General features: G+C 41.6%; 19 protein-coding genes and 2 tRNA genes. 13 read left to right on the forward strand and 8 right to left on the reverse strand.

From position 1 onward, the window contains the following. Positions 1-57: 57 nt before the first annotated feature. The 4 genes from ACT3QQ_RS01975 to recN form a co-directional block, all read right to left on the reverse strand. A complete protein-coding gene (locus ACT3QQ_RS01975) occupies positions 58-534 on the reverse strand; it encodes a hypothetical protein (RefSeq protein WP_444520002.1) in 477 nt (158 codons plus the stop codon). A gap of 86 nt (positions 535-620) precedes the next feature. Continuing rightward, positions 621-1,190 (reverse strand): Holliday junction resolvase RuvX, encoded by a 570-nt coding sequence (ruvX, locus tag ACT3QQ_RS01980; RefSeq protein WP_444526707.1) that lies wholly within the window; start codon positions 1,188-1,190, stop codon positions 621-623. 50 nt (positions 1,191-1,240) lie between these two features. Continuing rightward, entirely contained in the window at positions 1,241-1,804 is a 564-nt protein-coding gene (locus tag ACT3QQ_RS01985) for a YqgE/AlgH family protein (protein WP_101204671.1), read from the reverse strand. Positions 1,805-1,972: 168 nt separating this feature from the next. After that, the gene (gene recN, locus ACT3QQ_RS01990; RefSeq protein ID WP_444526708.1) at positions 1,973-3,652 is read right to left on the reverse strand and encodes a DNA repair protein RecN; all 1,680 of its coding nucleotides are present in this window, start codon (positions 3,650-3,652) and stop codon (positions 1,973-1,975) included. Between the two features lie 763 nt (positions 3,653-4,415). Between recN and ppnP the strand changes: the two genes are divergently transcribed. Both ppnP and rlmB read left to right on the forward strand, forming a co-directional pair. Further along, positions 4,416-4,751 (forward strand): pyrimidine/purine nucleoside phosphorylase, encoded by a 336-nt coding sequence (gene ppnP / locus ACT3QQ_RS01995; RefSeq protein ID WP_057757729.1) that lies wholly within the window; start codon positions 4,416-4,418, stop codon positions 4,749-4,751. A 223-nt stretch (positions 4,752-4,974) separates the two neighbouring features. Next, positions 4,975-5,745 carry a 23S rRNA (guanosine(2251)-2'-O)-methyltransferase RlmB gene (rlmB, locus tag ACT3QQ_RS02000; protein ID WP_444520000.1) on the forward strand — a complete coding sequence of 257 codons (771 nt, stop codon included), beginning with the start codon at positions 4,975-4,977 and terminating at the stop codon, positions 5,743-5,745. On the opposite strand, the gene coaE is transcribed toward rlmB, so the two are convergent. The 4 genes from coaE to pilB all read right to left on the reverse strand — a co-directional run bounded on the left by coaE (position 5,708) and on the right by pilB (position 10,586). Next, positions 5,708-6,394, reverse strand: a complete 687-nt coding sequence (gene coaE, locus ACT3QQ_RS02005; RefSeq protein WP_444526709.1) for a dephospho-CoA kinase — start codon at positions 6,392-6,394, stop codon at positions 5,708-5,710. The genes rlmB and coaE overlap by 38 nt on opposite strands. 125 nt (positions 6,395-6,519) lie before the next feature. Then, positions 6,520-7,419 carry a prepilin peptidase gene (locus tag ACT3QQ_RS02010; RefSeq protein ID WP_444526772.1) on the reverse strand — a complete coding sequence of 300 codons (900 nt, stop codon included), beginning with the start codon at positions 7,417-7,419 and terminating at the stop codon, positions 6,520-6,522. Positions 7,420-7,426: 7 nt separating this feature from the next. Then, positions 7,427-8,650: a type II secretion system F family protein gene (locus ACT3QQ_RS02015; protein ID WP_444526710.1), complete on the reverse strand. Its 1,224-nt coding sequence runs from the start codon at positions 8,648-8,650 to the stop codon at positions 7,427-7,429. Between the two features lie 220 nt (positions 8,651-8,870). After that, complete coding sequence (pilB, locus tag ACT3QQ_RS02020) at positions 8,871-10,586, reverse strand: type IV-A pilus assembly ATPase PilB (RefSeq protein WP_444526711.1); 1,716 nt, start codon at positions 10,584-10,586, stop codon at positions 8,871-8,873. A 379-nt stretch (positions 10,587-10,965) separates the two neighbouring features. Between pilB and tpiA the strand changes: the two genes are divergently transcribed. The 11 genes from tpiA (at position 10,966) to ACT3QQ_RS02075 (ending at position 21,025) form a co-directional block, all read left to right on the forward strand. Beyond that, complete coding sequence (gene tpiA, locus ACT3QQ_RS02025) at positions 10,966-11,778, forward strand: triose-phosphate isomerase (RefSeq protein WP_444526712.1); 813 nt, start codon at positions 10,966-10,968, stop codon at positions 11,776-11,778. Positions 11,779-11,992: 214 nt separating this feature from the next. Continuing rightward, on the forward strand, positions 11,993-12,301 hold the full coding sequence (secG, locus tag ACT3QQ_RS02030) for a preprotein translocase subunit SecG (RefSeq protein ID WP_191114493.1): 309 nt from the start codon (positions 11,993-11,995) through the stop codon (positions 12,299-12,301). 141 nt (positions 12,302-12,442) lie between these two features. Further along, positions 12,443-12,526, forward strand: a tRNA-Leu gene (locus tag ACT3QQ_RS02035). A gap of 123 nt (positions 12,527-12,649) precedes the next feature. Continuing rightward, a tRNA-Met gene (locus ACT3QQ_RS02040) sits at positions 12,650-12,726 on the forward strand. Between the two features lie 452 nt (positions 12,727-13,178). Next, entirely contained in the window at positions 13,179-13,679 is a 501-nt protein-coding gene (gene rimP, locus ACT3QQ_RS02045) for a ribosome maturation factor RimP (protein ID WP_444526713.1), read from the forward strand. A 131-nt stretch (positions 13,680-13,810) separates the two neighbouring features. Next, entirely contained in the window at positions 13,811-15,295 is a 1,485-nt protein-coding gene (gene nusA, locus ACT3QQ_RS02050) for a transcription termination factor NusA (RefSeq protein ID WP_444519995.1), read from the forward strand. Positions 15,296-15,446: 151 nt separating this feature from the next. After that, the gene (gene infB, locus ACT3QQ_RS02055) at positions 15,447-18,173 is read left to right on the forward strand and encodes a translation initiation factor IF-2 (protein ID WP_444526714.1); all 2,727 of its coding nucleotides are present in this window, start codon (positions 15,447-15,449) and stop codon (positions 18,171-18,173) included. A 201-nt stretch (positions 18,174-18,374) separates the two neighbouring features. Next, positions 18,375-18,764, forward strand: a complete 390-nt coding sequence (locus ACT3QQ_RS02060) for a ribosome-binding factor A (RefSeq protein ID WP_444526715.1) — start codon at positions 18,375-18,377, stop codon at positions 18,762-18,764. A gap of 9 nt (positions 18,765-18,773) precedes the next feature. Further along, positions 18,774-19,871, forward strand: coding sequence for a tRNA pseudouridine(55) synthase TruB (gene truB, locus ACT3QQ_RS02065; RefSeq protein ID WP_444526716.1), 1,098 nt, complete (start codon positions 18,774-18,776; stop codon positions 19,869-19,871). Between the two features lie 387 nt (positions 19,872-20,258). Continuing rightward, the gene (locus ACT3QQ_RS02070) at positions 20,259-20,783 is read left to right on the forward strand and encodes a type 1 glutamine amidotransferase domain-containing protein (RefSeq protein ID WP_444526717.1); all 525 of its coding nucleotides are present in this window, start codon (positions 20,259-20,261) and stop codon (positions 20,781-20,783) included. Positions 20,784-20,863: 80 nt separating this feature from the next. Beyond that, positions 20,864-21,025: a hypothetical protein gene (locus ACT3QQ_RS02075; protein ID WP_444526718.1), complete on the forward strand. Its 162-nt coding sequence runs from the start codon at positions 20,864-20,866 to the stop codon at positions 21,023-21,025. Positions 21,026-21,113: the final 88 nt, after the last annotated feature.

Consider the following 21,113-nt stretch of genomic DNA (forward strand, 5'->3'; position numbering starts at 1 on the left):
GGATTTGAAGGTAAGTAGTTTGCTTGAATGCTTATCGCTGCGTACTTTCTAAATCATCTACGCTTCAGCATTTTCGTCAGCATCAGCTACTTCCAAAAAGTTAAAAAATCGCTTAAAGCTTACTTTAAATAAAAATGCCACACCCAGCCAACAAGACAGTCCTAACCATGCAGTATCGGCAAATATGAGTCCACCAACTAGTATAATAGTTGATACACCAATACTCATAGCAATCATTGACGGTTGATTTAAGCGATAGCGATAAACGACCAATGCATCATAAATAGTAATAGGTATTGTGAGAGCTACTAGGGCATACGGCAAGTTATAAAATAACTGATAAAGTAACTGGTTATCATGGAAAGCTTTGATACTAGCAATCGTGCCAAAGACCACAAATGCAAAAATAGCCGCATAAATAAGATAAATCGCTATTTGGTTGGCACGTTGGGCACCTTTAATACGGGCAATAGCAAGCGGAGCAAAACCATGCTGTGACTTATGTTGTGAAGGTTGGTCTGAGACAGTGGTCATAGTAATCAGTCATTTATCTGTTAAGAGGTACGATGTATCGAAGTGACATTATAGCCGCACACGTGTCTTTTACCTATCTGGTTTCTTTATTCTGCTTTGATTGCATCGATAGCGATACTACTATTAGGATCAGCAAAATAGGTCGACATCAATATGCAGGCAGAAATATCATCGATTGGGTCGCGTTCATTTTTGATCCAACCATTGTCCCATGCTATTTCTCTTGCTTCGATGGAGGTCAGGCGCTCATCACACAATGATACGGTCACTGGTAGATGTTGCTCCATCACCCTATGGGCCAGACGACGAGCGAATTTGTGTGCTCGTTTTGAAAGCATGGAGCTAGTGCCATCCATATTAAGCGGCAAACCGACCACGACTTGTGCCACGCCCCAAACTTTGATGATGCCAATTAGATTGTCCCAATCTGGCTGACCATTATTCATTGCCAATATATCAAAGGCACGCGCCGTCTGCGTAATAGTATTACCGAGCGCCATGCCCATCTTTTTGACACCGTAATCTAGCGCCAAGATAAGATGCGGCTTTACTTCTGGCTCAATAGTTTTAGCAGTGATATTGCTATCGAGAGTATTAATATCAATGTCATTATCTATAGCGTCTGTGCTATTGGCTGTAAAAGTACTATCTACCATAGTAATGGGTGTCCTTTATATCTTTATCTAAATCTGTAGAGCGTATGATATTACGCATGACCTATGTCACTGCTAAGATAGTCAAAATTGACTCCGATCTTGTCGGCTGCGATTTGCCAACGTTCTTCAAACGGCGTATCAAATAACAAATTCAGGTCGGCAGGGCAAACTAACCAGTCACCATTACTTAGCTCTTGATCCAACTGTTTTTTGCCCCAGCTAGCATGTCCGAGGCACAGCTGATAGTGACCGACACCTTGCCCTGCGGCGATACGCTTTAGAATATCCTGGCTAGTTGTGATGCAAACGTTCTCTGAAATAGCAAAAGAAGACGCCCATTCTGGTTGACCGGTATGCAGTACAAAGCCAACCTCAGGATACATAGGACCGCCTTCTAATGCCACATCTTCCATCACTTGTGGGTTGGTCACTTCAATATCTAAATCTTCTAGTAGCTTACCTACGCGAGATTGCTCAAGTGGGCGATTAACCATCAGACCTAGCGCACCGTGCTTGTCATGACGGCAAATATATATAAGTGCCTGCTCAAACCTTGGGTCTGACAGCTCTGGTGCTGCAATCAAAAAATGATGGGTCAAATTGGTTTTGGACATAGAAACAAACGCAACCTAATAATAAAGGTGGAAGACCACTATATGGTGATAATCAATAGAAAAGCAAGATTCATCCTAATTGCTATTGATTATCACACAGACTCAAACAACCATCCGTTTTATTAAAACGGATGGTTGTTTAACTTTAGATATATCATACAGAGAGAGTTATTTGACATCGGATAATAAGCTGCGGGCATGATCGCGTGTGACATCGGTGATAGTGACACCACCAGACATACGCGCCAGCTCGTCTACTTGCGCACTGTCGGTCAATATGAGTAGCTCGCTTTCGGTCTGTTCTTGATGGTGCTTTTGTACCAAGATATGTTGATGTGCTTGCGCCGCGACTTGTGCTTGGTGCGTGATGGCCAGCAATTGCTGTGTTTGCCCAAGCGAGCGTAGCAGCTCGCCAACCACTTGCGCAGTACCGCCACTGATACCAACATCGACCTCATCAAATACTAGCATAGGCTTAGCGGCATTGTTATCAGCGTTGGTTGCCTGCAGTACTTGCATCACGAGTGCCATACGTGACAGTTCACCACCTGAAGCTATTTTATGTAGGGGCTGCATTGGCATACCGACATTGGCGCTGAATAATAAATCAATATCGTAGCAACCTTGGGCATTGTACTGACTAGGTTCGGCCTTTTTAGTAAAAACAAATTCACAGCGAGCATTGGGTAGCGCAAGCGGTTGTAGTTGTTTGATGAGTTGTTTACTAATGATCGGAGCAGCTTTAGTGCGCTCTTTATTCAACTGTGTGGCCAGAGCGAGATAATCTTGCCAAGCCTGCTCAATTTGCGCTGCCATTACATCACTGCTTGGCTCGTTCTCTAGCTGCTCTAATTGAGCTTCCCAGCCTTTTGCTTCATCAATTAAATCACTAGCGGGCAAGCTATGCTTGCGTGATAAACGATGTCCTAAGCTGATTAGATTGTCTAGCGTTTGCAAACGTTCAGGATCAGGTAGCTGCTGTTCGGCATAATCTGATAGCAGGGCAGTCACTTCAGTGATTTGCTGCTGTGCTAAATGGAGCTGTTCAGAGGCTTGTTCAAACGTTTGGCTGACGCTCACTTGGTTGTCACAGAGTTTAATCGCTTGCCCGAGCAAGGTCATGACATCTGGCTCATCAGTATCATTGTCGAGTAAGTGCAAGCTATGACTGGCCTCTTGCATTAAGGCTTCAATGTTGGAGAGCTCTTCGTGTTCAGATTCGACTTCTGCGTAGTCCACAGCCAATAAGGGCGCAATATCTGCTAGTTGGCTCTGCAATAACTGAATACGATCTTGACGCTGGGCTTCACGACTCGCGATGTCGTCCGCGTGACGTTTTAACTGCTGATAGGCTTGATAGCTACTCGCAGTTTGGTTGGCTAATGGTGCTATCTGTGCCATCTCATCAAGCCATTGCACCACAAACTGCGGTTTGAGCAATGCTTGCTGAGCATGTTGGCTATGTATGTTGACTAGCAAAGTGCCTAAACCCTTTAGTTCCGCTAAGCTAACTGGTGAACCATTTAACCATGCTTTTGAGCGGCCTGTATTACTCAGTTGTCGACGAATAAGTACCTCAGGCTCTTCGAGCGGTCGCTCATTTTTGGCAAACCACTCAGCGACGACGTTGTTATTTTCTACATCAAATTGAGCGTAGATATCTGCATGCGCGGCACCATGCCTAACCATCGCACTGTCTGCTCGCTCACCGACACATAGTGATAGTGCATCTAGTAATAACGACTTGCCAGCACCTGTTTCACCAGTGATGACATTAAAACCTTCAGCCACGCTCAGCTCATGCTGAGCAATCAACGCAAACTGATGTAAAGTTAACGATACTAGCATCAACGCCTCTCAGGACAGACAATGGACATCATATAAATCTTAGGAAGCCATCTATAAATAGGGTAAATAAGGAAGTGAAAATATCTATTTAAACTTGCTAATTAGATAAATATTGTAGGCAAATAGTATGGTGTTAAACGTGCATAAATACAAACTTTAAGATGAAGTACAATAGAATTTATCATTAGGAGATTACCATAAAACTATCAAAAGCTGACAATGAATTATCAGTATAATGCTTATGATATCAATCATTAAGGCAATGGAATGTCTCAAGACAGGCAGAGTATTTGAAAAAATATTTCGACTAATAATAGTAAAAATACACCTAAAATAGGGGGCCAACATCCATTCATAAAAATACCGAATACGTATTAAATGAACCAGTGGATGCTTATCATCAAATAGAATTTTCCCAGTCGCTTTAACAAACTTTATAGATATAATGTGGTAGCATAATCTCACATAATGATAAACTCTTCTGATGAATTTGATGCGCTATGCAACTTAATAACAAGTCATAATTTTGTAAAGTTGTAGGCGTATAGTGGTAAAAATATACCACTCGATCATTATTCAAAAGCGTTTTCATAGAACCTGTGGCTACTTTAGCGCGCAGATATCTACTATAGAGGGATAAGGTGCATAAAGCAGGCGTGTTTGCTTACCGGTCACGTATTTAAAGCCCGGTGCAACTCCGTCGGTACTTTAACCCGTTGCTTATTTTTTAGTTTTGCCATAATTATTTGATAAGGAAGCCACTATGACAGCGGCGCAATTTACTAACGTAACCGTTAATGCCCAAGCGACAGTATCTTATGATGGTCGCTGCTCAAGCCATACCATTATGTTCGAGGATGGTCGCCATAAAACGCTAGGCGTTATCTTACCTTGTGACAACTTAGTTGAGCATTACCACTTTAGCACCAATACCTCTGAGCGTATCGAAATCACCAGTGGTGAGTGTGAAGTGAAGATTAATGGTGATGACGAGTTTAGTTACTATCGTGCAGGTCAATCATTTGTCGTTGAAGGCAATAGCGGTTTTAATCTACGTACCGAAGAGATTGTTCAATATGTCTGTCATCTAGAAGGCTGATATCATTGGTAGAGTATTTGGGCTTTATCATTCTAGCGCTTGCTCTATCACATATTAATCGTTCAAGAAAATAAACAATATCGGATTGGTATTGTTTATTTCTTTTTTGACGTTTAGTTTACTATTCTCGCATCATGAATGAACTATGACACGTCAAACTAACGTCATTCTCTTTTATCCCATCGCTTAGTGCGATATCCACTTTATATTTAGTAGGCCTATTATGGCAAAACCCATTTATTTTTACGGCATTCATGCAATTGATGCGTTACTTGAACATCGTCCTCTTGATGGTCTTAGTTTGTTTGTACAGCAAGGACGTGAGAGTGATAGTCATGTACAAGCTATCATGGCTGAAGCGGACGCAAACGGCATTAGCATTCAACCAACCCAAAAAGACAAGCTGACGCAGTTATGTGGTAGTCCGCAGCATCAAGGCGTGGTGCTCAATGCTCGTCCGTTAGGTTTCGCTGATGAAGGTTTGCTTGACACTATTATTGGTCGTGAACAGTGCTTATTATTAGTACTAGATCAAATCACAGATGCACATAACTTTGGTGCTTGCTTACGTACCGCAGTGGCTATGGGTGTGGATGCAGTGGTTTGTCCGAAACACCATGCAGCGAGTCTAACGCCAACAGTCGCTAAAGTATCGGTTGGTGCAGCAGAGATGATGCCGATCGTCAGCGTTACGAACTTGGCACGCACGTTATCACAAATAAAAAGTGCAGGGGTTTTCGTATTTGGTACGGCACTTAGTGAAGAAGCTAAGCCAATACATGCCGCTGACCTAACTGGCAAGACCGCTATCATTATGGGTTCAGAAGGAGAGGGTATGCGTCGCCTGACAATGGAGAGCTGTGATGAGTTGGTTTATATTCCAATGTCAGGAAACGAGCATGGTAATCTACAGAGCCTAAATGTGAGTGTTGCTACTGGCATGGCATTGTATGAGGTTAATCGCCAGCGAACTTTAGCTGCTGGGCAAGCGTAAGGTATTCTTGATGTAAAGGTTCTAGTTGTAAATATAGAGAGGCGAGGTCGCTCTCATTGAGTATGACATTGTCTGCATGACGATTGCGCTCTTCACGACTAAGTTGATTGGTCATAATGGCTTTAATCTTTTGGATGCTTTGATCATCACGCTGACTGGCACGCGCAAGCTGCGTGTCCTCGGTTGCATCCATTACCAAAATACGTTGACATAAATTGGCCAGTCCTGCCTCTGCGGCCTCTATAAGTAGAGGCGCTGACAGGATGATATACGGTGAAGTACTAGCATCGAGCTGTGCTTTTGCTGTCTCACGTATCGCTGGATGAGTGATAGCCTCAAGCTCAATCAGCGCCTCAGGGTTTGCAAATACATGTGTACGCACAGCAACCCTATCCATGACGCCATCGTCCGTCAATATCCAATCACCAAATTTTTTCTGGATTTTCCGTAGAGTAGCGCTGCCTTTGGCGACAATCTCATGAGCGATTACGTCTGCATCAATGATATCGATGCCTTGCTCAGCAAACCAAGCACTAGCGGCAGATTTGCCGCTACCGATACCACCCGTCAGACCGACTACCAGCTTCTTGTTTTTTGGTTGCGGGGTTTGTGGTTGGTGTGAATAATAGTGTGATGTATTTTTTGACATAATAATGACTTATCTGACAGATAGAACAAGGAATGCAGCTATAAACTCACAATCGACCTTTTAAGATTTCGTTCATGAGTCACTGCTGAAATCTACTACAATAATCTAGTGTACGCTATCAACTATTAAACATACATACCAAGATACCAGCTAACAATATCTGATCCGTATAACAATGCAACAATACCTGCAATAGCGATATAAGGCCCGAAAGCAAAAGGTCGGCTTTCACCCTGTTTTTTCATCAAAATCAACCCGACGATAGAACCAAGTAAAGACGATAGAAGAATAATCAAGGGTAACATCATAGGCCCAAGCCAAGCACCTAATACTGCCAATAGTTTGAAATCTCCCTGACCCATTCCATGTTTCTTAGTGATCAAGTAAAAGATTTTTACTACTATCCAGAGCGATAAAAACCCCAGTAGTAGTCCCCATATCGATTGTGTTGGCGTGACAAACCAGCTTTGTGAATTTACAGCCAACCCCAAGCCTGCCAATGGAAAAGTCAAACGATCAGGTAGTAGCTGCGTATCAAAATCTATACCTGTTAGAGCCACCAGTGTCCATACCAAAACCAATGCGGACAAGCCTGTAGTATTCACACCAAATTTATATATTACTAATACGAACAGAAGGGCAGTTACTAACTCAACGAGAGGGTAGCGCAGACCAATTGCTGCTTTACAGCTTGAACAGCGTCCACGTAGTAAAAGCCAGCTTATTAAAGGTATATTTTCATACCACTTAATTTTATGCGCACAATGAGGGCAGCGTGAGGCAGGTCGACTTAGAGTGATCGGTTGGTCAGCAGCTACAATATTTGCTATGGGTAGTGTATGCTCGCGTGGCAAATCTGTTTGATCAGACATAAACTGGCTACACTCTTGTCTCCAACCATACACCATCATGAGTGGTATGCGATGAATCACAACATTTAGAAAACTGCCAACGCAAAGACCTAATAGGCCAAATACGAACAAAGCTAGGGTAATGTTTTCTTGTAATAACTGTATAAATTGCATCAAATCATTATCCTACGACTGAACCCATTTGGAAGATTGGTAAGTACATTGCAATAACCAAACCGCCCACCAGTACACCTAGTACTGCCATGATTAGCGGTTCCATTAAGCTGGTTAAACCATCAACAGCATTGTCAACTTCGTTTTCGTAGTAGACAGCAACTTTATCCAGCATTTCTTCCAAACTACCAGACTCTTCGCCAATGCCAACCATTTGAATGACTAGACTTGGAAACAAGTTGGTTGAACGTATAGAGAATTGTAATTGCTGACCAGTAGAGACATCGTTTTTAATCTGTTGAGTCGCATTGTAGAATATGACATTGTTGGTCGCGCCAGCAGTAGAGTCTAGAGCATCAATAAGTGGCACGCCAGCAGCAAAAGTCGTAGATAGTGTACGAGAAAAACGGGCGATAATTGCTTGATAAGCAATGTTACCAAATATGGGCGCTTTTAAGACAGCACGGTCTAAGAGGTCACGGAATTTCTTAGAGCGTTTTTTGGTCTCTGAGAAACCGATGATGGCACCGCCGATAACAATAATTAAGATGAACCACCATGCCTGCATCCATTCAGACATACCAACAACCATTTGAGTAAAGGCGGGCAGCTCTGCACCAAATGAGCTAAATAAGTCAGAGAATACAGGCACTACTTTTATTAGTAGAATCATAGTAACAATGATAGCTACTATGATTACAGCAATAGGGTACTTCATTGCCTTTTTAATTTTTGCTTTTAAGAGCTCACTTTTTTCTTTATAAGTAGCTACACGCTCAAGCATGGTTTCAAGTGCGCCTGACTGCTCGCCAGACTCAACAAGTGAGCAAAACAGGTCGTCAAAATATCGAGGATGCTTGCGCAAAGCAGAGGCAAAAGTACCACCAGCTTCAATATCTGCTTTTATTTGCAATACTAAGTCTTTCATACTTGGGTTATCAAGGGAGTCGGCGACAATTTCAAAAGACTGTGTTAACGGTACACCTGCTTTCATCATTGTTGCTAATTGCCGAGCAAAAATAGCAATATCGATGGCTTTAATAGGTTTTTTGAAGGTATAGAGTGGTTTTGGCTTTTTCTTAATCCCTTTAACCGTGATGCCTTGCTTACGTAAGGTTGCTTTCGCCAGCTCTAAGTTACGACTGGTGGTTTCGCCCTTTACCTTTTGGCCGCGTCGGTTTACACCGTCGTAAACAAAATCTAACAACATATCGGTCTTAGCTTTTGCCATGTTACTACCCTTAAAATTGTCCAAGATATATTGCAAATCTACAATAGAATACCAGACTTAAGGTACTAGTCAGGCGTACTTTATTTTAGCGCAAAAAACCAGTGTTTATCTGTTTTATTTTTAGGAACATCTGATAACAAAAGTTACTAGGTTATAAATCATCTAGTAGTTAAAATTTATAATCTAAATAAGGGTCTATATTTCCTATGACTTCTGATCTTTACTCAGAAGTCACCCTCATCATTTCTTGAATACTTGTGACGCCTTGCAACACTTTTAAAATCCCAGAACGGCGCAAGTCTCGGAATCCATTTTTAATGGCAGCGTCCTTGATATCTATCGCATTGCCATCTTCCATAATGATGCGTGAAATATCAGGACTGACTTTCATCACCTCATAAATACCCACACGACCCTTATACCCTTCACGGCATTCATTGCAGCCGACCGGTTCATAAATGACATTATCAGTATTATCTAAGTCAGTATCAGTAAAACCAATCTCTAATAAACTTTGCCTTGGAATACTAATAGGTTTTTTACAATTCTGACAGAGGCGTCGTGCTAAGCGTTGGGCAATGACTAAGTTGACTGAGGTGGCAATATTGAAAGAGGCAACGCCCATATTGCGTAAACGCGTTAATGTTTCAGGTGCTGAGTTGGTATGCAAAGTAGAAAGAACCATATGACCAGTTTGTGCTGCTTTAATGGCAATCTCAGCAGTTTCAAGATCACGAATCTCACCGACCATGACAATATCAGGATCCTGACGTAAAAAAGATTTGAGTGCATTGGCAAACGTTAGACCAACTTTAGGGTTAACGTTAACTTGGTTGATTCCTTCAAGATTGATCTCGACCGGATCTTCAGCCGTTGAGATATTGGTTGCTCCAGTATTTAAAATATTGATACCAGTGTAAAGTGAGACTGTCTTACCAGAACCAGTAGGACCCGTGATCAACAACATGCCTTGCGGCTTGTGCAAAGCTTCCAAAAACATTTCTTGTTGATCTGGTTCATATCCTAATGCATCGATACCTAACATCGCTGACGATGGATCAAGAATACGCAAAACAATTTTCTCACCAAACAACGTTGGTAGTGAGTTCACTCGAAAATCAATGGATTTGTTTTTAGAAATTTTTAGTTTAATACGTCCATCCTGTGGTACCCGACGTTCTGATATATCCATCTGAGACATGACTTTCAAGCGTGCTGCTATTTTATTCGCAAGTTGAACGGGTGGGTTAGCCATTTTTTGCATCACACCATCGACCCGAAAGCGTACTCTAAAAGATTTTTCATAGGGCTCAAAATGCAGATCAGAGGCGCCCATACGGATAGCATCGACTAGCATTTTATTGACGAACTTTACAACAGGTGCTTCATCGACACCGTCGTTTAGCTTAGTTTCACCATCCTCTTTATCTTCGTCACCGTCTTCAAAGCCAACGTTCAAATCACTATCAGAGAAGCTATCAAAGCTTTGCATCGTATCTGCATACGCACTTTCGATATGTTTTTTGAGCTTATTTTCTTCAACGATGACGGTTTCTATCGACAATCGAGAATTAAAGGCAATCGCATCAATAGCATCTACACGTGTCGGATCACTTAATGCAACAAACAGTCGCTGCCCTCGTTTAAAGAGTGGCAAAGCATTAAACTTACGAACAATTTTTTCATCAACTAAATCTTTTGGGATGATATCAACGTTTAATGCATCGAGATCGAATAGAGGGTCCCCGAAGGCTTGGGATAGCATTTGAGCAAGATGATAAGCGTCGGCCAGTTTGTTGTCTACCAAATAGGGTACCAGTCCTATTTTTTGCTGCTGCGACTCAACCTGTGCCGTCTTCATATTTGCTTCGCTAACAACACCGTCACTAATGAGTTGCTGCGCTAGACCACCGTACTTACTGGTTGCGATAGACATTCTGACCTCTCCTTTAATACGAAGTATTCTTTAGACCTGCTTGGTATTACACGCTATATAATTGTCGTTACTAGTCGGCGAAGCACTTTAACGATTTTAGTTGTTTTGTCTTCTTATGCATTTACGTATAGCACTATCCATAATATTTGAGCTTAATAATTTAATAATGTAGAACTTTACTTTAGTTTGAAAAGTTTATATATACCATTAAACGACTAGCTCGTAGAAATAATCGTCTGCTACTACCTCATTTGTAGATAAGTTTATAGAAGTGCTTTTGCTCATGGTTGCACGCTACTATAGCACTTGCGAATTATTTGTTATACTGACGCGCATATTAGCCGAATTGGCATGAATACATGAGACAAGGTAAATAAGTATGCAAACTTGGGTAATTGGCAACTGGAAACAGAATCCTGCGACTAACAATGCTGTCAACGAACTGTTGGACGACTTATTGACTAAAGTGAACTCTGAAAAACGGGCTAATACGCAAACGTCAAAAAATCGTTGCAAATTAATGGTAGCGCCAAGTTGTGTTCATTTAAGTACAGTGAGTACGCGTCTAGCAGATAGCTCAATACTTTGTGCAGCTCAGGATGTCAGTACTCATAGTGCAAGTACAGGTGCCTATACTGGTGACTGTTCAGCACAGCAGGTAGCAGATGCAGGTGCTACTTGGACATTGTTAGGCCATTCTGAGCGTCGCCAATACCACAAAGAGTCTCATGAATGCTTGATAAACAAATTGTCTCATGCGTTTTCTCAGAACTTAGGCGTGGTGTTTTGCATCGGCGAAACACAAGAGCAGTATGACAATGGTAAAACACTCGATGTTATCAACGAGCAACTCTCAGTTATTAAGGAATTATTGATTCAGCAGCCAAATTTGACATCATCGTTATCTGAAAGTCTGCTCGTCGCTTACGAACCTGTATGGGCGATTGGTACAGGTAAAGTGCCGACTGTGGCAGAAGTGAGTAAGACTCATCAGTATATCAAGCAAACGGTTGCGAGCTTTGCTGATATCACAGATACGATCACTGTACTGTATGGTGGTAGTGTCAACGCTGATAATGCTAATAGCTTTGCTGCTAACGCTATGATTGATGGCGCACTGGTGGGCGGTGCTTCGTTAAAAGCAGATAGCTTTCTAGCGATTACCGACGCTTTTGACCAAGTCAATGCTTAACTGAATAAATAACGTTCAGATATCAAGATCATAGCTTATAGAGAGTATGGTTTTATTGGTTGATAAAAGTAGGTTTAACACTGCCCTTGCAATCGTGTACAATGCGCCTTATTTATATAATCGATTTGGTATTTGACAATATCGATTGTCATTCTATTAACTTTACGTTTTATTTTTCGTTATCAGTCGTCATTACGCGGCAAAAGAGGCCACCATGTTTACGTTTATATTAGCCCTGCATATCATTGTGGCCATTGCCATGATCGGCTTGATTCTGATACAGCATGGTAAAGGGGCAGACGCTGGAGCTTCTTTTGGTGCCGGTTCATCAGGTACCGTGTTTGGCGCAGCAGGAACTGCTAACTTTTTGACACGTGCTACGGCAGTGCTGACGGTCATATTTTTTATTACTAGTATGACGCTTGCCGTTCATGCTCGTAAGCAAGCAGAAGATCAGTTTCGTCTAGATGCGCCAGTTTCAGCACCGCAAACGCCGCGTCCAATGACTCAACATTCCGAGTAAGCCTCTTTTAAGTAGGCAGCACTTGCTATTTTGGTAGGTTAGATTTACAATGCTTTCCTGTTTTCGCAACTCCTGTTCTATAGGTGCCTACCTTAAGCATCATTAATTATAGATTGGACGATAGAGACAGAGTAGTACAATGCGATTGTGGTGGAATGGTAGACACGCCATCTTGAGGGGGTGGTGGCGAAAGCTGTGGGGGTTCAAGTCCCCCCAATCGCACCAAGTTTTACAGACGCAGCATAGCGTCAGGTTGGATTTTTAGCAGATAATACTTAATTTATAATTAATTTAAAAAAAGTATTGACACCTCTATTAAACCTCCCTATAATATGCGTTCTAGATTGATGCGGGGTGGAGCAGTCTGGTAGCTCGTCGGGCTCATAACCCGAAGGTCGTTGGTTCAAATCCAGCCCCCGCTACCACTTTTTATACTGATGTTTTGTACACTAAATTTGTCAGTACCGATTAGCCCACCATTATGTTTGTGGGTTTTTTTGTATCTGAAGGTCAGTGTTATCGCGGTATCTATCCTACTTATGCTAAGCTCTAAGTCTATAGAGTACGATATTACTCGTCACTGGTCATCATCGGCCGCTACCGGCACGGTGTTTCTTAAGCAACACTATCTTTTATTCCTCATACTTTCATCGATAGTAGTGCTTTATAAATAATAAAAGCATTGTTTGGTCGAGCTTGATGTTTTTTACGCTCGTCCTTATATAAATGCACAATATATATCATATAGTTGTGATTCAAAATTATATACTGACCGTGACTCTTATCATCATAAGATTATTATATATAGATAAGCGTCGATCTTTAATACGGTTTACTAAGTACGATAGATAAGTGAATAGGAAAATACAAAGAGATTATGAAGCTTTCGACTAAAGTTGCAGAACTGACTAATATTATTGCTCCTGCCGTGGCCGCCTGTGATGTGTCACTATGGGGTATCGAGTTTGCGCCACAAGGTCGTCGCTCTTTACTACGTATCTATATTGAGGCACTGCCAGAAGAGCAAGCCCAAGATAAACAAGTAACGATTGAAGACTGTGCAGCAGTAAACCACCAAGTAAGCGGTATTTTAGAAGTTCATGATCCTATCGCTGGTGAGTATATCTTAGAAGTGTCTTCACCTGGCTTCGACCGTGCATTTTTCTCTGATGAGCAGATGCATGCATATGTTGGTCAGACTGTGAGCTTGCGTCTGATTCAAGCTATCGGTACAGGCGATCAAAAGCGTCGTAAAGCCACAGGTACTTTAGATAGTATTGATGAAAATTCTCTAAAACTAACGTCAAATGATGGCGAGCAGTTTGAGATTGCATTAAGTAATATTGATAAAGCCAATTTGATTTATGAAGATGCCTAGATTTTTACTAGGATAACTGTTTATAGACAGTTTTATCTTCCAATAGCTTATGTGGCTTATAGCAACTATATAATAGCAACACACAAATTATAAAATTTAAGTCAATTAAAAAATGATAGGACAGGTATAGCATGAGTCGTGAAATCTTAACGGTAGTAGAAACTGTCAGTAATGAAAAGGGCTTAAATCCTGAAGATATCTTTGAAGCAATTGAAGACGCTTTGGTGGTATCGACTAAGAAAAAAGTATATACCGAGCAGCCAGAAGTGGCCGTACGGGTGGCGATCGACCGTGCAACTGGCGATTACGATACTTATCGTTACTGGACAGTGGTTGCAGATGAAGACCATGAAATGCCAGCTTGTCAGCTTGCTATCACAGATCTTGATCAAGAAGAGTGGTCAATTGGTGATATTAAAGAAGAGCAGATTGAGTCAATCGAATTTGGTCGTATTGCTGCTACGCAAGCCAAACAAGTTATCATTCAAAAAATTCGTGAAGCTGAGCGTGCACTTGTTGCAGATGCTTTTGAGCCACGTGTTGGTGAGATGATGTATGGCGAAGTCAAAAAACAGACACGTGATGGCTATATTATTGATCTAGGAGATAATACTGAAGGGTATTTATCACGCGATCAGATGTTGCCACGTGAGCAATTACGTGCAAAATCGCGTATTAACGCTATCTTGTACCATGTAAACCGCGAAAACCGCGGCGCACAGTTACTGTTATCTCGTACTCATCCTGAGATGCTTTCAGCATTAATGCAAAAAGAAGTACCTGAGATTGCAGAACAAATTATCGAAGTCCGTAACGTGGCTCGTTTGCCGGGTACTCGTGCTAAAATAGCTGTGAAGACCAACGACCACCGTATTGATCCAGTTGGTGCTTGTATTGGTATGCGTGGTACACGTATCCAAGCAGTACAGCAAGAGTTGGACGGTGAGCGCATTGATGTCGTGGTATGGTCAGATGATCCTGCTCAGTTTATTATTAGCTCTTTAGAGCCTGCTGATGTCAGCAGTATAATTCTGGACGAAGATGCTCAAACAGCAGATATTATCTTTAGCACCAATGACCAATTGGCGCGTGCTATTGGCTCACAAGGTCAAAACGTACGTCTAGCATCTGAGCTAACGGGCTATAAGCTTAATATGATGCTAGAAGAAGAATACAAGCAGCGTCAAGAAAATGAATCAAAAGCGTTTATCGAATTATTTTATGAGCGCCTAGAAGTAGACCAAGATTTAGCACAGGCATTGGTTGATATTGGATTTACCAGTATTGAGGAAGTAGCCTACGTACCAGTCGAGACCTTCTACGATATCGAAGGTCTAGACGATGAAGCGATCGATATGATTCAAGAGCGTGCTAAAGAAGTGGTCATCGCTGATGAATTGGTCAAACAACAGAACATGAAAGAGCCGAGTCAAGAACTTCAAGAGCTTGAAGGTATGACAGTCAGCTGGGCCTATAAAATGGCACAAAAAGACATCATTACTGTTGATGACTTGGCAGAACAAGCCGTCTTCGATCTAGAAGATATCGAAGGATTAGACTCTGAAACTGCAGGAAAACTCATCATGAAAGCTCGGGAATCTTGGTTCGATGAATAAGCGGTAACTGCATATCGCTGTCTTTTGGTGATATGCTATTGAGAATAAAGTGCTAGCGCTTACATGTTGTAGGTACTAGCCTTAACCCAATCATTTGTAGCCAACAACTGAATTGAACATATAGCAAATAATAGACAGTAGGTGATAATAAATGGCAGATAAGACCGTCAAAGAACTGGCAGAAATGGTAGGCAAAACTACAGATGCTGTAAAGCAGCAATTGGTAGATGCTGGCCTGCCTGCTCGCGCAGAGGATGACCTAGTCACCGAGCTTGAGCAAGAAAAGCTGGTGACGCATTTAAAGCAAAGTCATGGTCAACAAGAAAAGCGTCGTATTAGTCTTAAATCTAAAACGACCAGTACCGCCCGCGTGACTGGCTCTTCTGGTAAGTCTAAGAGCGTCAACGTAGAAGTACGTAAAAAGAAAGTATTTGAAAAGCCTAATCCAGAAAAGATGGCTGAAGAGCTAGCAGCTCGTGAACAGGCTCTGGTTGAGTCTCAAGAACGTGCCGCGAAAGAAGCTGAAGAGCGCGCCGCTACTAAGAAAAAAGCTGAAGAACGTCAAGCAGCAACTTTAGCAGCAATGCGTGCAAGCTTAGGCTCTAGCAAAAAATCAGATGACAAAAATGATGACATCTCTACATCAGTTGTTGTTAAAAAAGGCGGTAAAGCGACTGCCGAAGTTAAGCCTAAAGAACAGCCGAAGAAAAAAGTCGCTGCAACCAAGCCTAAAGTTGAGACAGCTGCTGAGCGCAAAGCGCGTGAAGCACGTGAGAAAGAAGAAGCGCGTCTTCGTGAAATCGAATTAGAAACCCGCCGCACGCAAGCTGAAGAAGCGCAAAAGCGCACACTTGAGCAAATGCGCAAAATGGCTGGTAAATATACAGATCGTGAGCCTGTTACTGAAGTTCGTAAAGATGAGCCATTGGCTGAAGGTTTGGTCGGTGATGCACTAGAAGAGTCTTTTGAAAAAGAGCGTCGTGAAATCAAGCGTGGCTCTAACAGTACTGGTACTCGTGGTCGTCGTCGTAAGAACCAAGATGAGCGCGAAATTAAAAATCGCAAAAACGGTTTACGTTCAACTCAAGCCTCACAGCATAAGTTTGAAAAACCTGTTGAAAAAATTGTCTATGACGTTGAGATTAGTGAGCAAATTTCAGTTGCTGATCTTGCACAGCGTATGGCAGTTAAGGCTCGTGAGGTTACTAAACTGCTCATGAAAATGGGCGAAATGGCTCGTGAGTCAGATACGATTGATCAAGCAACGGCAAGCTTGCTTGTGGAAGAAATGGGTCATAACCCAGTACCAGTTAGCGATACCAAAGTTGAAGATGACTTACAGTATGCGGTCGATGAGCGTAGTAGTAACGTTCAGACTCGTCCACCAGTAGTAACTATCATGGGTCACGTCGATCATGGTAAAACATCGTTGTTAGACAAGATTCGTGAAACGAAAGTTGCGAACGGTGAAGCTGGCGGTATTACTCAGCATATCGGTGCTTACCATGTAACAACTGATCGCGGTGTCATTACTTTCCTTGATACTCCAGGTCACGCCGCGTTTAGCGCGATGCGTTCACGTGGTGCTCAAGCGACTGATATCGTTGTACTTGTTGTTGCAGCTGATGATGGTATGATGCCACAAACAGCAGAAGCAATCGATCATGCACGTGCTGCTGGTACGCCAATTATTGTAGCTATCAACAAAATGGATAAGCCAGGCGCTGATCCTGACCGTGTTCTTAATGAATTGACGACGAAAGAAGTTGTTTCAGAAGAATGGGGTGGCGATACACCGATGGCCCGTATCTCAGCTAAAACAGGCGAAGGTATCGAAGATTTACTAGAGTTCATTAGCTTACAAGCTGAGCTAATGGAACTAGAAGCGCCATTAGATGGTGCTGCTCAAGGTGTTGTTATTGAATCAAGACTGGAAAAAGGTCGTGGTCCTGTCGTTAGTGTCCTAGTGAAAAAAGGTACATTGAAACAAGGCGATTTAGTCTTGGCTGGTGAGCAGTATGGTAAAGTTCGTGCGCTAACAGACGAGAATGGTCAGCGTATTAAGTCAGCTGGTCCTTCTATTCCTGTAGAGATTTTAGGTCTGCCTGAAACACCTGCTGCTGGTAGTGAATTCTTAGTAGTAACGGACGAGAAGAAAGCTCGTGAAGTTGCGGACTTTAGAACCAACCGTGAGCGTGAACGTCAACTCGAACGTCAAAATGCCATGCGTTTAGAAAGCATGTTTGATCAGATGGGCCAAGGCGATGTGTCGTTCTTGAATATTGTATTGAAAACAGATGTACGTGGTTCTCTCGAAGCACTACTAGCTGCCTTGAATGAACTGTCTACTGACGAAGTGAAAGTTCGAGTCATCAGTTCAGGCGTTGGTCCTATCTCTGAATCTGATGTAACACTTGCAGAGTCTAGCGAAGCGGTACTACTAGGCTTTAACGTTCGTGCAGATGCTACCGCACGCCGCAAGGCAGACACTGCTAACATGGATATTCGCTACTATAGCGTAATCTATGGTTTGATCGATGATGTTAAATCAGCAATGAGTGGTATGCTTGCTCCTGAACATCGTGAGAAAATCCTTGGTGTTGCAGAAGTTCGCGAAGTATTCCGTTCTAGTAAGTTCGGTGCTGCTGCAGGTTGTATGGTAGTCGAGGGTACTATTTATCGCAACAAACCTATCCGCGTATTGCGTGATGACCAAGTTATCTTTACTGGTCAATTGCAATCATTGCGTCGTTACAAAGAAGACGTTAATGAAGTACGTACTGGTATCGAATGTGGTCTGGCTGTTCGTGGCTATAATGTCGAAGCTGGCGATAAGATCGAAGTCTTTGAAATCCAAGAGTTCGCACGTACTATCTAAAGCTGATGTCTAATAGCAGAGTATGTATTAATGCAACATGCGCAATCCGCTGAGCTTTTTAGATACTTTGCTCTGATTCAGCTGTACTTAGGCCTAACAGGTACATCCTGCTAGGCCTTTTTTAGCATATATAAGTGCTAAATTTATTAATAAGCAGACTTATACATTAGTAAAATAAGCCCATTAAAGTAAGGTAATAACATGAACCAACGTTTACAAAGATTGTCGGATCAGATTCAGCGTGAGCTTGCTGTTCTTATTCGGGATGAAGTCAATGATCCTCGTCTGACAGGTTTTGTCACTATTTCTAGCGTCAAAGTTAGCCCAGATTTAGGCTACGCCGATGTCTATGTCACCATTATGGAGCCTGAGCTCAATGATGCTATGAGTAAGACCAATCATGAAGAAAGCATCAAGGTATTGAATAAAGCGGCAGGTTTTTTGCGTACGGAATTAAGCCACAGTTTGAAAACACGTACTACACCGCGCCTACGTTTTCATTATGATGAAGTGACTGCACGTGGTAATTATATGATGGACTTGATTAGCAAAGCCGTGACCAAAACTGAGCAAAACGAGAGTGACGAGTAAATTACTATTATGTCTATAGCGTCTAAGCAAGCTGGTAAAAAAGCTAATAAAGCATCTGAAAAAGTGAAAGTTTCAGGTGTCATTTTGGTAGATAAGCCCAAAGGTATGACCTCACAGCAAGTCGTGTCAAAAGTGAAGTATTTATTTAAGTCACCGATCCACGATAGTAAAAAAGCGGGGCATACGGGCACACTTGATCCAATGGCAACTGGTCTATTACCTATTTGCTTAGGGGAAGCCACTAAGTTTAGCCATTATCAACTCGATGCTGACAAGTCTTATCAAGCAACTATCTTGTTGGGTAGCCAAACCGATACTGGCGATGCTGATGGGCAAATTGTCACACAAGCGTCTATCCCAGAATTTGATGATGCTTTATTAGCGACTATTGCACAGCAGTTCTTGGGTGCTCAGCAGCAAATACCACCGATGTATTCAGCACTAAAGAAAGATGGTAAAAAGCTTTATGAATATGCTCGCGCTGGTATTGAGGTTGACAGACCGTCTAGAGATATCACAATCAAAGCAATCAATCTGCAAACGATAGATGATACTCAGATTAATCTGACGGTCACTTGTACTAAAGGTACCTACGTACGTGTATTAGCGGAAGATATTGCAAAGCGGCTAGGTACGCTAGGACATTTGACGGCATTACGTCGTACACAAGTAGGTAAATTCGGCGTTGATGATGCTATCGTTTTATCGTCATTAGAAGAGAATAGTTTAGAGGAACGTCAGTCTTGGCTGCTACCTATCGACGCGTGTATTAATATCGACGCTGAGCTAACTCTGACAGAGGAGCAATGCGCTCGTGTACATATGGGACAGCGTCTAAACGTATTTAACGAGCTAACAGTTAATCTTAAGGATTATATTGTTAGTATGGTTGCTAACCAACTGTCTAATAATAGTTCTAGTGATATCGACGATAACGCTATCACTAGTAGTGAAGTTGGAGCTGATACTGAGCCTGATGTACCTCAGCTACTAGAGCATGAAATACCTATTGATATACGTTTACTCAATGAGCAGGGAGAGTTCCTTGGTTTGGGGTCTGTGAGCTTAAATGGCCGTCTACAACCTAAGAAATTGATTCAGCGCTAATATGACGTTTTCATTAAAACTACTTAGATAGAGAAACTACCATCTAATATTCGTCTGATTTACTAACAGTTTACACTAATCACATATCCTCACATTTTATTGCAGGTTTCGCCTATAGTGAAACCTGCTTTTTTTGTAATCTAGATTTATCAGATAGGGAATGCTGAGCTAAAAATAAAACGGATAAAGATTATAAAAATAATAAAAAATTACTGCAAAAGTAAATAATTAAAAAATAGATGATTAAGAATAAAAACTAGTGCAAGCAGGACGTATTTTAATAACAATAAAACGGTTCAAAGGAAAATTTATTATCAAACAATAATAATATTAGCTCATAAAAATATACTAACTTATAAAAATCAACAGATAAGAAAAAGGAAAGTTATGAAAACGATCGCTTTTTTACTACATAACCACTTCGAACAAGCAGAGTACGAAGATGTTAATAATCAACTAAAAGATAAAGGCTATAAGACACTTCTCATAACAACAAATGATAAGAAAGAAGTGCAAGCCATGCAAGGAGACGTAGACAAGAGTGATACTTTCACTGCTGATATCTTATTAGAAGATGCGAATGTTTCTGACTACGATGCATTGGTCTTACCAGGTGGTACTGTAAATGCTGATACTATTCGTGGTAATGGAAAAGCACATCAAATTATCAACGCTATTTATGAAGCAGGAAAGCCATTAGCTGTTATATGTCATGCGCCTTGGGTTCTTATAAATACAGGTATTGCAAAAGGTAAAACTCTTACTGCTTATCCTACGTTGCAACTAGATTTAGAAAATGCTGGAGCAAACTACGTAGATAAGACTGTACAAGTAGATGGTAATCTTATTACCTCGCGTAACCCAGACGATATACCCAACTTTGTTGATGCCATAGATAAAGCATTGTCTTAAAATCTTATTTTCTAATTAATTTTAGTTAACTAATTATTATTAAATCTCAACTATTTATAATCATAACTAAGGAAAATACTATGTCAAACTCTAATCCAAATGATACTAAGCTTGAGCAACAACGTTCTGATTCAGCAGAAGCAGCGCTTAAAGGTCAAACTGAAGACAATTATAATGAAGATAGCGAAGCAGCAGCAGAACGTATCTCAGCTAACTTAGAAGACGCGAAAGAAGACAAATAAGTTTTTTATATGTCATCTATAGTAGGGTGGCATCGATACGTTTACAGTATAGTTTGCACGTTTTATTATCGATGAGTGCAACTACAGT

Source organism: Psychrobacter sp. AOP7-A1-24, from assembly GCF_052376235.1.
In the GTDB taxonomy this organism is placed as follows: domain Bacteria; phylum Pseudomonadota; class Gammaproteobacteria; order Pseudomonadales; family Moraxellaceae; genus Psychrobacter.

Excerpts from the sequence above, each read along its gene's own strand:
- ACT3QQ_RS02070 (WP_444526717.1), top strand. The coding sequence starts at position 20,259 with ATGAAAACGATCGCTTTTTTACTACATAACCACTTCGAACAAGCAGAG.
- coaE (WP_444526709.1), bottom strand. The coding sequence starts at position 6,394 with ATGTCAAAAAATACATCACACTATTATTCACACCAACCACAAACCCCG.
- truB (WP_444526716.1), top strand. The coding sequence starts at position 18,774 with ATGTCTATAGCGTCTAAGCAAGCTGGTAAAAAAGCTAATAAAGCATCT.
- ppnP (WP_057757729.1), top strand. The coding sequence starts at position 4,416 with ATGACAGCGGCGCAATTTACTAACGTAACCGTTAATGCCCAAGCGACA.
- ACT3QQ_RS02075 (WP_444526718.1), top strand. The coding sequence starts at position 20,864 with ATGTCAAACTCTAATCCAAATGATACTAAGCTTGAGCAACAACGTTCT.
- rimP (WP_444526713.1), top strand. The coding sequence starts at position 13,179 with ATGAAGCTTTCGACTAAAGTTGCAGAACTGACTAATATTATTGCTCCT.
- ACT3QQ_RS02015 (WP_444526710.1), bottom strand. The coding sequence starts at position 8,650 with ATGGCAAAAGCTAAGACCGATATGTTGTTAGATTTTGTTTACGACGGT.
- ACT3QQ_RS01985 (WP_101204671.1), bottom strand. The coding sequence starts at position 1,804 with ATGTCCAAAACCAATTTGACCCATCATTTTTTGATTGCAGCACCAGAG.
- tpiA (WP_444526712.1), top strand. The coding sequence starts at position 10,966 with ATGCAAACTTGGGTAATTGGCAACTGGAAACAGAATCCTGCGACTAAC.
- ruvX (WP_444526707.1), bottom strand. The coding sequence starts at position 1,190 with ATGGTAGATAGTACTTTTACAGCCAATAGCACAGACGCTATAGATAAT.
- nusA (WP_444519995.1), top strand. The coding sequence starts at position 13,811 with ATGAGTCGTGAAATCTTAACGGTAGTAGAAACTGTCAGTAATGAAAAG.
- pilB (WP_444526711.1), bottom strand. The coding sequence starts at position 10,586 with ATGTCTATCGCAACCAGTAAGTACGGTGGTCTAGCGCAGCAACTCATT.
- ACT3QQ_RS02060 (WP_444526715.1), top strand. The coding sequence starts at position 18,375 with ATGAACCAACGTTTACAAAGATTGTCGGATCAGATTCAGCGTGAGCTT.
- ACT3QQ_RS01975 (WP_444520002.1), bottom strand. The coding sequence starts at position 534 with ATGACCACTGTCTCAGACCAACCTTCACAACATAAGTCACAGCATGGT.
- ACT3QQ_RS02010 (WP_444526772.1), bottom strand. The coding sequence starts at position 7,419 with ATGCAATTTATACAGTTATTACAAGAAAACATTACCCTAGCTTTGTTC.
- rlmB (WP_444520000.1), top strand. The coding sequence starts at position 4,975 with ATGGCAAAACCCATTTATTTTTACGGCATTCATGCAATTGATGCGTTA.
- infB (WP_444526714.1), top strand. The coding sequence starts at position 15,447 with ATGGCAGATAAGACCGTCAAAGAACTGGCAGAAATGGTAGGCAAAACT.
- secG (WP_191114493.1), top strand. The coding sequence starts at position 11,993 with ATGTTTACGTTTATATTAGCCCTGCATATCATTGTGGCCATTGCCATG.
- recN (WP_444526708.1), bottom strand. The coding sequence starts at position 3,652 with ATGCTAGTATCGTTAACTTTACATCAGTTTGCGTTGATTGCTCAGCAT.